This window comes from Desulfurella sp., assembly GCF_049977265.1.
Classification (GTDB): Bacteria; Campylobacterota_A; Desulfurellia; order Desulfurellales; family Desulfurellaceae; genus Desulfurella.
This window is the reverse complement of the sequence record NZ_JBMFGQ010000050.1, coordinates 1-9051: the sequence shown is the minus strand read 5'-3', so window position 1 is coordinate 9051 and position 9051 is coordinate 1. Positions and strand designations below refer to the sequence as shown.

Annotated in this window: 9 protein-coding genes and 1 riboswitch; of the genes, 8 read left to right on the top strand and 1 reads right to left on the bottom strand. The window is 30.3% G+C overall.

Annotation, left to right across the window (positions count from 1 at the left end; translation table 11 throughout):
* On the bottom strand, nucleotides 1-1465 hold a 1465-nt coding region (locus tag ACP5FO_RS07885; RefSeq protein WP_428157322.1), incomplete at its 3' end, for a chloride channel protein.
* A gap of 77 nt (nucleotides 1466-1542) precedes the next feature.
* Nucleotides 1543-1604: riboswitch (Fluoride riboswitch) on the top strand.
* 80 nt (nucleotides 1605-1684) lie between these two features.
* Between ACP5FO_RS07885 and ACP5FO_RS07880 the strand changes: the two genes are divergently transcribed.
* The 8 genes from ACP5FO_RS07880 to ACP5FO_RS07845 are packed head-to-tail and all read left to right on the top strand — an operon-like array spanning nucleotide 1685 to nucleotide 9046.
* The gene (locus ACP5FO_RS07880) at nucleotides 1685-2635 is read left to right on the top strand and encodes a respiratory chain complex I subunit 1 family protein (RefSeq protein WP_428157321.1); all 951 of its coding nucleotides are present in this window, start codon (nucleotides 1685-1687) and stop codon (nucleotides 2633-2635) included.
* Nucleotides 2636-2638: 3 nt separating this feature from the next.
* Complete coding sequence (locus ACP5FO_RS07875; RefSeq protein WP_092129471.1) at nucleotides 2639-3262, top strand: hydrogenase 4 membrane component (E)-like protein; 624 nt, start codon at nucleotides 2639-2641, stop codon at nucleotides 3260-3262.
* Nucleotides 3259-4620: a proton-conducting transporter membrane subunit gene (locus ACP5FO_RS07870; RefSeq protein WP_038572248.1), complete on the top strand. Its 1362-nt coding sequence runs from the start codon at nucleotides 3259-3261 to the stop codon at nucleotides 4618-4620. Before ACP5FO_RS07875 ends, ACP5FO_RS07870 begins: the two co-directional genes overlap by 4 nt.
* Nucleotides 4617-5846 carry a Ni,Fe-hydrogenase III large subunit gene (locus ACP5FO_RS07865; protein ID WP_428157320.1) on the top strand — a complete coding sequence of 410 codons (1230 nt, stop codon included), beginning with the start codon at nucleotides 4617-4619 and terminating at the stop codon, nucleotides 5844-5846. Before ACP5FO_RS07870 ends, ACP5FO_RS07865 begins: the two co-directional genes overlap by 4 nt.
* A gap of 12 nt (nucleotides 5847-5858) precedes the next feature.
* Nucleotides 5859-6311: an NADH:ubiquinone oxidoreductase gene (locus tag ACP5FO_RS07860; protein WP_428157319.1), complete on the top strand. Its 453-nt coding sequence runs from the start codon at nucleotides 5859-5861 to the stop codon at nucleotides 6309-6311.
* Nucleotides 6305-8155, top strand: coding sequence for a proton-conducting transporter membrane subunit (locus ACP5FO_RS07855; protein WP_428157318.1), 1851 nt, complete (start codon nucleotides 6305-6307; stop codon nucleotides 8153-8155). Before ACP5FO_RS07860 ends, ACP5FO_RS07855 begins: the two co-directional genes overlap by 7 nt.
* A gap of 56 nt (nucleotides 8156-8211) precedes the next feature.
* Nucleotides 8212-8589 (top strand): HEAT repeat domain-containing protein, encoded by a 378-nt coding sequence (locus ACP5FO_RS07850; RefSeq protein ID WP_428157317.1) that lies wholly within the window; start codon nucleotides 8212-8214, stop codon nucleotides 8587-8589.
* Nucleotides 8579-9046, top strand: coding sequence for an HAD family hydrolase (locus ACP5FO_RS07845; RefSeq protein ID WP_428157316.1), 468 nt, complete (start codon nucleotides 8579-8581; stop codon nucleotides 9044-9046). The genes ACP5FO_RS07850 and ACP5FO_RS07845 overlap by 11 nt, the downstream gene beginning before the upstream one ends.
* Nucleotides 9047-9051: the final 5 nt, after the last annotated feature.

Here is a 9051-nt window from a genome sequence, read left to right as displayed (position 1 = left end):
TCTTTTTGTATATTCCAATATCTGATATTTTTAATCTTTCTAAAAAAGGAATATTAAATTCACCAAAATGTGCGGGTGAATCTTTTTGTGTATTTACTTGAGATTTGTAAATAGTTGTACTCCCAGATATTAAGTAAGATATAGACACAGCAATCATCAAAGCTGGCAAAAGTTGCAAACTACCAGTCATTTCCACAACCATTAGTGTAACTGCGATTGGCACTTTGCCTGCTGCACCAAACAATGCAAGCATGCCAACAATGACAAACGCACCAATATTGTAATTACTTACTATTGTAGGAAAAAAATAATGAAAAATAACCCCTAAACTAACACCAGTAAATGCTCCAATAAACATACCGGGTGCGAATACACCACCAGAGCCGCCAGAGCCAATTGTAAACGCAGTGGCAATAATCTTTACAAAAGGCATTATTAAAAAAATTAACAAAAGTGGCAAACCAAATGTTGGCAACACACTAAACTTCCCATCTATAAGTAACTGAATCCACCCATAACCAACGCCTATTACTTCAGGAAAAATAAGAGAAATTAAGCCACTTATAAATGCACCGATTGCTGGTTTGTAAATATTATTTATATTAAGTTTTGAAAATCTTTCTTTTACATAATAAAATGTTTTTGGGTAAACAATAGCTAAATATCCACACACAACACCTAAAATAATATAAAACGGCAACCTTAATGGGTTAAATGGCGATTTATAAAACCCAAAAATAGGCTCAAACCCTACAAAACTTCCAAATATAGAGTAACCTATCGCGCTTGCTACAATAGCTGGATAAATTACTTCAGACTGCAAATCTCTTTTATAAAGAACCTCAGCAGCTAAGATTGCACCACCTATTGGTGCTTTAAAAATTGTGCCAATCCCTGCACCAATACCAATTGCTACAATTTTTCTCTTATCTTGAACATTAAGGTGTAAGATTTTGCCAACTAAAGACCCGATGCCAGCCGAAATCAAAGCAGTCGGCCCTTCCCTACCAGCTGATCCACCTGAGCCTATTGTTATAGCAGAAGCTATAGTTTTTAAAAAAATCACGCGCGGTCTAATGTTACCTTGTTTATTATGATAAGCATCAATTGCTGCATCTGTGCCATGTCCTTCTGCTTCTGGTGCAAATTTAAAAATTAAATAACCTGAAATTAAACCACCAAAAGCTACTACAAATGGTATCAAATATGCACGTTTAATTGCAAAAGTTTCACTTAAATTTTCACCTTTTGGCAGCGGCAATTTTGCGCCAAGCAAGTATTGTAGAAAAAAACTTTCTGACAGTTTTATAGAATAATAAAAAACTAAAGCACCAAAACCAGCAATAACACCAACTATAGATCCTAAAATAAGCCATTTTAAAAAATAAGATTGATTTGAAATTACATAACCAAGATCTTTTGTTAGTTTATAAAGTTTCAACCTAATTATTCTTGAAATATTCATTCTTTTGCTATAATAAAGCAAATTAACTGTGTTTTCAAGCTTTAGCCTTGACAAAATGAATAAAAAATTTAAAATAATACAAAAGTGGCGATGGAGTTCGCCAAAAATGCCTACCTAGGCTGATAACTCCTACAAATTATTTATGTAGGGGTTGTTGGTGTCATTTTTAATTATTAAAATCATATATTCTTTATTTAAAAAATACATGCGGGGTTTTATATGCTGTTTTATTTAAGTATTGCGCAATTGTTGTATGTAATTATCCTATCTCCTTTAGCTATTGGAATTTTAAATTTTTTCAATGAAAGATTGTCTTCAAGAGGGGGACCCTCTATATTCCAAGAGTATTACAATCTATTTAAATATTTTAAAAAACAAAGCATTTATCCAGAATCCTCTTCAATATTTTTTACTTATGTACCATATATGAGCTTTGCAATGTATTTATTTTTAACTTTGGTGTTGCCTATTATTACCGCATTTCCTTTAACATTTGGTCCTGTTGTTGACTTTGTTGGTGGCGGCTTAGTGTTTGGTGCTGCATCGACCCTTATTAAACTTTCTGCGCTTGATTCCAAAAATAACTATTCAATTTTAGGCGCATCACGATCATCAAGTATAGGAATATTTACTGAACCGGTTATTTTGCTAATATTTATTATGCTTGGTGTTATTTCAGGTACCAACAATCCTTATGTAATTAACAACATAATGCAAACTTCAACAAGCTGGTATTATTCTTTAGTGCATTTATTTATAGCTCTTGCATTTTTATTTGTTTTAATTATTGAAATCGGACAACTACCCATAGAAAGCAGCTCTTTAAATGAATTAGGTTCAATTGATACTTTATTAATTCATGAATATTCAGGCAGAGAATTAGCTCTCTTAAAATGGGGCAGATATATTAAACAATTTATTTTAATGAATGTTTTTTTAAATGTTTATACATGGCCATTTTTTGTTCCCATGAAATTAAGCTTGATTTCAATATTTTTTTATATGTTTATCAATTTTTTTAAAATTATTATATTGCTTATAATCTTTGCATTTATTAACAGTATGGTTTCAAAATACAGACTATTTAAAATCTTTGATTATATAGCTATAGCTTTTAGTTTTACGCTATTGGCTATGCTTGTATTTTACATAACAACAAGCGGAGGGTAAAAAATGCAACATAATGTATTTATACTGATTGGTTTTATAGAAATAGCATTATCGATTTTTATGCAATGGCAAAATTATGTTTCAAACAATATCAAAACATTCTCAATTCAATCCTGGATTTTAGGAATTTTTTTGATGTATTTTGGTGTTTTAAATAATAATATTTCAATTATAATTCTATCAATTTTAACAATTCTGACTAGAGCAATCTTTATCCCACGTTACTTAATAAATACCATAAACAAACAAATATTTCGAGCAAGAGAAAATAAACACAAAGTAAGCGTTAGTCTATCTATTTTAATATCAGTTTTACTTGCTATCTTTAGCTATATTTTATACACAGTAGTATTTTTCGAATTTGGTAAATCATTGATATCAATTCCAATTACACTTATGCTTCAAGGTGCTTTCTTAATAATGTCTCGATCAAATGCATATGCTCAATTGATTGGATACCTTGTTATGGAAAACTCTATGTTCTTGTTATCCTTTTTATTTAACGGATTACCTTTTATTGTTGAAGCAGGGATTATTTTAGATATTTTAGGCATTGTTATGATAGGTGGTATATTAATGAAAATTCGTGACGAAGATATCCAAAAAGAGGAGGAACTATACGGATGATTTACACGCTACCAGCATTATTTGCTACAATTGGTTCTATACTTTGCTTTATTGGATTTAGGAAAAAAGAACGCACTGTATCTGTTTTTACAAGCTTATTGAGTTTAATAAGTTCTATTTTCATTTTGTTTAGCAAAAACTATTCAAGCAGTTATTTTTATGTAGATAACCTTTCAAAAATATTTTCTTTAATGATAGCTATTGTATATTTTGGCGTCGTAATTTTTTCCATTGAGTACATTTCAAATATAAAAGAGCGTTTTATAAAAGTTTATCAATATTTCATGCTTTTAAATATTTTCGTTGCAGCAATGTTTTTCAGTGTAATACTAAACAATTTAGGTCTTATTTGGGTTGGCATAGAAGCAACCACATTTTCAAGTGCTTTACTTGTTGCTGTAGAAAATGACTTTACAGCACTGGAAGCTGCATGGCGCTATATTATAATTGTTTCTGTGGGTCTTGTAATATCACTTATTGCTACATTATTTTTATACTCTGCTTGCGATACGCTATCAATATTCAAATTACTTACTATAAAACCAACAGGTAGTTTATTTTTATTAGGCGCAATACTTTTAATTATAGGCTATGGTACAAAAGCTGGAATTTTTCCTATGAATACTTGGCTTGCTGACGCCCATGGCAAATCACCAGCACCGGTTAGTGCTATATTTAGCGCAGTACTACTACCTGTGTCGCTGTATCCAATTATAAGGCTTTTCCAGATAAATCACAATATATTGTTATCTGAATTCGCTTTTATTTTAGGTTTTTTAAGTGTTGCTACAGCAAGCATTATGAGTTTAAACCAAACACTATACAAGAGACTTTTTGCTTATTCTTCGATTGAAAATATGGGACTTGCATTGATTGGAATTAGTTTGGGATCATACGCTCTATTTGGTGCAATTGTTTTGATATTTGCCCATGCATTTGCAAAATCTGGTATTTTTATGCTCACGGGTAATATACTGCATAATTATAAAAGCAAAAAAATTGAAGATATAAATGGCATAATTAAAACTATGCCACACACTGGTTTATTTTTGTTTTTTGGTAGCTTAGCTGTCACTGGTGCTCCGCCTTCTGCTATTTTTTTTGGAGAATTTCTAATTTTATCAAAAACTATTGACCTATATGGCTGGCTTATTGGATCAATATTAATTTCCTTTGTTGGATGTGGCTTTTTATTTATAAATTACAAAGTTATAAATATGGTTTTTAGTGGTCAAAGAAAAAAAGCTATAAAAGAAAGCAATTTTACGTTAGTGCCCATAATAAATATTACACTATCAATACTTACTTTTATATCCTTGCCATTTTTATACCGATTCCTTCAAGGAGTAATTAAATGAAAAGATTACTTGGCATAATAAAAAAAGAAGATTCAGAGCAATTATTTGTAAACTCTGGTTCATTTGTTGGTCTCGTTGATAATTCACAAAGCAAAGAATTTAAAGCATATAAGTGGCAAAAAGAACTTTTTGAGTCAAAAGAACCAAAAGACGAGTTGTTCAATTTTAGATTGGGTCCATCAAGTGGTGCTTTATTGGAATCGGTTACATTCAATATTTTTACTTATGGTGAAAGAATAAAAGAAGTTTATATTGATAACTCTTACAAATCACGTTCAATAGAAAAATTAATGATTAAAAAGGATGTTTTTGAAGGATTGCGACTTGCTGAGCAAATTTGCACAAGTTTTGCATTTTCTCATTCTTTCGCTTATTCAAAAGCAATAGAAATTGCATTTAATATACAACCAAGCTACAAAACAAAAATTATGCGATTAATTTTTATAGAAACTGAACGTATATTTAACCACATATATGTAATTTCACGTTTAGCAGATGCAGCAGCTCAAAAAGTTTTAGCAAATCACCTTATATACCTATTTGACGAAATTCTTGAAAACAACAAATATCTTTTTAAAAACAGATTTTTAAAAAATATCAACAGCATAGGTACAATAAAATATATATCACTCGATCAATTAAAAATTTTTGTAAATAAGCTTGAAAACATTGTAAACGAGTTTGAAAAACTTTATAAATTTTCTCTAAAAAGCGAAAATTACTTAGACAGACTTCACAACACTGGACTTCTTACAATAGATGACTTTGAAGAATTTAATTTTGATGGTCCAGCTGTAAAAGCAATGAATTTTTCTTTAGATACCAGGTCTTTTGAAGATTTATTTGATGATTTTAAACCTATTTTAGAAGAAGGATCAGATGCGTTATCAAGGATGATTGTGAGGGCAAAAGAAATCTTTCAATCAATAGATTTAATTAAAAAACTTTTAATCAAACTTCAAAAAAATATAGATGAAAAAAATAAAAATATAAGTATTGACGATGATCAACAAAAAAGAAACACTATTGCACTAACAGAATCCCCAAGCGGTACAATTTATTATTACATTGAACTTGTAGGTAATAAAATAGATTATGTTTATGTCGCAACACCATCATTTTTTTTAGTTAAAGCAATTGAAAAAGCTCTAATAGGACAAATTTTTACTGATTTTACGTTTACTGTAGAATCGTTTGGCGCATTTTTTTCGGATGCGGCGAAATAAGGAGGAGATAAAATGTTTTTGTGGCCCATTTATGGACTATCAAAAAAATACAGCAAAAAATTCGAATTTAAAACAAATAATTCAAAAACAGTATTTAAAAAATCATTGCATGTATTTTGTATAGATGGAGGATCAGATGTTGAGTTACTGATGGAATTTTACAGCTTATTATCGCCAAAATATAACTTACACGCTTATGGAATCTTTTTTACGAATACACCCCGTCATGCTGATGTGCTTGTGATTCTCTCAAGACCAACACAAAAAATGTTGCCCATTATACAAGAAGCTATTTCTCAAATGCCTTCTCCTTATGGTGTAATGCTTATAGAAAACAGCAATATTGGACTTTATTTTGAAAAATTAAATTTGAAAAATGTGGTAGCTCACCTAAAAGACGTTTCAGAACCCACAGAAATTTTAAAAAAATTAATAGAAATAGCGCAGGGTGGTTTGATATGTTAACATTTGATTTTGCAATTTTGTTTTTTATTTTAGGTATGGCTGTTTTTTTTAATAAATCATTGAGTTATATTTTTGCCGTCCTTGGTGCAATAAGCTGCACTTTTGTAGGATTTGAAGGCTATATTAATGGTTTTTCTTATCAAATCAATGTATTTAATGGTCTAAGCTTAAGTATAGGTGTTGATAAACTATCTGCCGTATTTTTAATTATAGCGTATGTTTGCTTTAGTGCAATTGCTTTGTATTCAATAGATTTTGGAAAACTATTTAGCAAAACAATGTCATTTTTAATAAACCTCACAATGTTAAGTATGTTGTTTATATTTTGTGCAAAAGATGCTATTACATTTTTAGTTGCTTTTGAGATTACAAATATTAGTTTATTTTTTTTAATATTAGAAAAGTCCAATTCATACAAGCAAGCTTACAAATTTTTAGCATTTTCTGAAGGCTCCAGTGTTTTGTTAATGATTGCTTTTGCAATTATATTTGCCCATAGTGGAACTTTTTTATTTCAAGCATATCAAAATAATTACCTATTTGCATTATTTGCATTTTTAGGGTTCATTATAAAAATGGATATCGTGCCCACTCATGTATGGATTGGTCAAACTTACTCAAAAGCGCCATCTAATATTGCTGCTATACTATCCGTACCTCTTACGCTTGTGGGCACATATGGAGTTTTTAGAGTTTTTTCATTAGAAAAATCAGTTTTTTTAGCAATTATAGCTGTTATTCTGGGTGCTTTAAGTGCATTTTGGGGAGCATTACAATCAGCCAGAGAAACTCAGTTAAAAACACTACCCGCATATTCCACAGTGGAGAATAATGGTATGATTTTAGCAAGTTTAGGCGTAAGCATGCTTGCAAGGTATAGTAATTTAAATATATTAGCTGATTTTTCTTACCTAACTGCGTTTTTTTTAATAATATCACACTCTTTGTCTAAAACTACAATGTTTTTATCCATAGGTCACGCTAAAGAAACACTTCAAAAAGAAAATATAGACGATTTAGGTGGCATACTAAAAAATGTCAGCAAATCAGCTGGTTTTGGTATGTTAATTTCTGGTTTATCATTTAGCGCAGTGCCACCTTTAATAGGTTTTGTTTCTGAATGGATGCTACTTGAAAGTTTATTTCAATCATATAAATTTCAGGATAATTTTTTTAAGCTAATTGTAACTTTTGCTGGTATATTAATTGCCCTTGCAATAGGACTTAGCTCGTTTGGCATAAAAAAGTTGGTAGGATTTTCAAGTTTAGGAAAATCTATACAAACAATCAAAAAGATTCCAGACTTTACTATTAAACTGGCTGAAAACCTTATGAGTGCCTTAGTTATTTTAAGCGGTATATTTTCATTTTTAATTGTGTTTTATCTTGGATACAATAATTTTTTAGATGGTATATTAGGTGTACCAAAACCTGCTTTAATGGTTTCTAGTAGACCTATCTTTGGCGTGGTTTCACCATTTATGTTTGCAATAGTTTTTGGTTTCTTACTTTTTTTTACTTTATTGTTAAAATTTTCAAACAAAAAAACAAAAACAGTTACTCCGTGGGTAGGTGGTCTCAAATTAAAAGAAAATGAAATGTACAACACGCGGGGCTACTCATTTATAGTAGAATATGTACTAAGGGGTATTTACAGAACGAAAGAAAAAGACACTTACGTTGAAAGTTATGATGTTTCAAATTTAATTTATCAAGGCTTAGAAATTTTGTTTAAAAAACTTAGTTGTTTTTTGTCAAAATATATTATGAATGGAAATCTAAATTATTATATAGCCTACATTATAGCTATGTTTATAATTGCACTCTTTGTATTTAAACTATGAGCCCATCAGCCTGGGATTACTATATATGCCCCCTTGTCAGGCAAGGGGGAGGTTTTATGAAATGGTTTTGTCCAAACTGCTGGCAAGAAATTGAAAGAAAAACAAATAAATGTCCGCATTGTAATTATAATCTGATTGAATTTGAAAAAATTTCTTACGAGGATAAACTTATCTTAGCACTTAAAAATCCTATAAGAGAAAGTAGAATGTTTTCAATTTATATACTTGGGCAAATTTCAAGCACAAAGGCAGTTAAGCCCCTATACGAGCTTTCCTGCTCAAGCTATGATACAATTGAGCTTTTCTATATTGCAAAAACACTAAAATTAATAAATACCAAAGAGTCTATAAAATACCTATATAAACTAAAAGAAAAAAATAACATGCTTTTAACAAACTTTATTAATAAATTGGAGGAAAAATATGGAAATTGAAATTTTGGGTGTAGGCAAAATTGTCTTAAAACGCATCATATTAGACTTTAACGGCACACTGGCAACAAGCGGAGTACTAATAAAAGAAACTAAAGACATTTTAGAAAACCTATCTAAAGCATTTGATATTCATATTGTTACAGGCGATACTTTTTCAAGCACTAAAGAACAGTTAAAAGGCTTGAATGTCAAAACCATTATTGCGCCATTAATCGACCAGATAACATTTAAATTAGAATATGCAAAATCAATCGGGCTTTCAAATTTAGTAGCTATAGGAAACGGCAAAAATGACTCTCTTATGCTAAAATATGCTAAATTGGGTATTTGCGTAATTGGCAAAGAAGGTGCAAACATCGAAGCACTCCAAAACAGTGATATTGTAGTATGCGATATAATAAGTGCCCTTGAGATGCTTTTATACCCAAAAAGGCTCGTCGCAACCCTTAGGGCTTAGTCATT

Excerpts from the sequence above, each read along its gene's own strand:
- ACP5FO_RS07875 (WP_092129471.1), top strand. The coding sequence starts at position 2,639 with ATGCAACATAATGTATTTATACTGATTGGTTTTATAGAAATAGCATTA.
- ACP5FO_RS07855 (WP_428157318.1), top strand. The coding sequence starts at position 6,305 with ATGTTAACATTTGATTTTGCAATTTTGTTTTTTATTTTAGGTATGGCT.
- ACP5FO_RS07880 (WP_428157321.1), top strand. The coding sequence starts at position 1,685 with ATGCTGTTTTATTTAAGTATTGCGCAATTGTTGTATGTAATTATCCTA.
- ACP5FO_RS07845 (WP_428157316.1), top strand. The coding sequence starts at position 8,579 with ATGGAAATTGAAATTTTGGGTGTAGGCAAAATTGTCTTAAAACGCATC.
- ACP5FO_RS07870 (WP_038572248.1), top strand. The coding sequence starts at position 3,259 with ATGATTTACACGCTACCAGCATTATTTGCTACAATTGGTTCTATACTT.
- ACP5FO_RS07865 (WP_428157320.1), top strand. The coding sequence starts at position 4,617 with ATGAAAAGATTACTTGGCATAATAAAAAAAGAAGATTCAGAGCAATTA.
- ACP5FO_RS07860 (WP_428157319.1), top strand. The coding sequence starts at position 5,859 with ATGTTTTTGTGGCCCATTTATGGACTATCAAAAAAATACAGCAAAAAA.
- ACP5FO_RS07850 (WP_428157317.1), top strand. The coding sequence starts at position 8,212 with ATGAAATGGTTTTGTCCAAACTGCTGGCAAGAAATTGAAAGAAAAACA.